Annotated in this window: 1 protein-coding gene; it reads left to right on the top strand. The window is 65.6% G+C overall.

Features of this window, described 5'->3' with window-relative positions:
- The coding region (locus J8I87_RS43910; protein ID WP_209938888.1) for a UDP-glucose/GDP-mannose dehydrogenase family protein at positions 1-1,298 on the top strand (1,298 nt) is incomplete at both ends.

A 1,298-nucleotide genomic window follows, 5' to 3' on the forward strand; every position in this document is an offset into this window, starting at 1 on the left:
GGCAACGACGTCTTCTGCCTCGACGTCGATCCGCGCAAGATCGAGATCCTCAATAACGGCGGCATGCCGATTCACGAGCCGGGTCTGCGGGAGATCATCGCGCGCTCGCGCGCGGCCGGGCGCATCACGTTTTCGACGGATGTCGAGGCGAGTGTCGCGCACGGCGAGATCCAGTTCATCGCGGTCGGCACGCCGCCCGACGAAGACGGTTCCGCCGACCTGCAATACGTGCTCGAAGCGGCGCGCAACATCGGCCGGGCGATGAATGGCTTCAAGGTGATCGTCGACAAGTCGACGGTGCCCGTCGGCACCGCGCAGCGCGTGCGCGCGGTGATCGCGGAAGAACTCGGCAAGCGCGGGCTCGCGGACAGCGCGCAACATCGCTTTTCGATCGTGTCGAATCCGGAGTTCCTGAAAGAGGGCGCGGCCGTCGAGGACTTCATGCGGCCGGACCGCATCGTGGTCGGCATCGACAACGACGAGGACGGCAACCGGGCGCGCGAGAAAATGCGCCGCCTGTACTCGCCGTTCAACCGCAACCACGAACGTACGCTGTACATGGACGTGCGCTCGGCCGAGTTCACGAAGTACGCGGCCAACGCGATGCTCGCCACGCGCATCTCGTTCATGAACGAGATGGCGAACCTGGCCGATACGGTGGGCGCGGACATCGATGCGGTGCGCCGCGGCATCGGCTCGGACCCGCGCATCGGCTACCACTTCCTGTATGCGGGCGTCGGCTACGGCGGCTCGTGCTTTCCGAAGGACGTGCAGGCGCTGATCCGCACGGGCAGCGAGATGGGCCACAACCTGCGCATTCTCGAAGCCGTCGAAGAGGTGAACCACGAGCAGAAGGAAGTGCTCGTGCGCAAGATCACGAACACGCTCGGCGACGACCTGAGCGGCCGCACGTTCGCCGTGTGGGGCCTGTCGTTCAAGCCGAACACCGACGACATGCGCGAGGCGCCGAGCCGCCGCGTGATCGCGCAACTGCTCGCGCGCGGCGCGACGGTGCGCGCATACGATCCTGTCGCGACGACCGAGGCGAAGCGCGTTTTCGCGCTGGATCTGGCCGACGCCCCCGCCGATCAGCAGGCGCGCCTGCATTTCACGGGCACGCAGGACGAAACGCTTGCGGGCGCCGACGCGCTCGTGATCGTGACGGAATGGAAGGAATTCAAGAGCCCGGATTTCGCGCATCTGAAGGCCGCGCTGAAAACGCCGTTGATTTTCGACGGCCGCAATCTGTATGAACCGGAGGCGATGTCGGAGCTCGGCATCGACTATCACTCGATTGG

Source organism: Paraburkholderia sp. LEh10, assembly GCF_017814945.1.
Classification (GTDB): Bacteria; Pseudomonadota; Gammaproteobacteria; order Burkholderiales; family Burkholderiaceae; genus Paraburkholderia.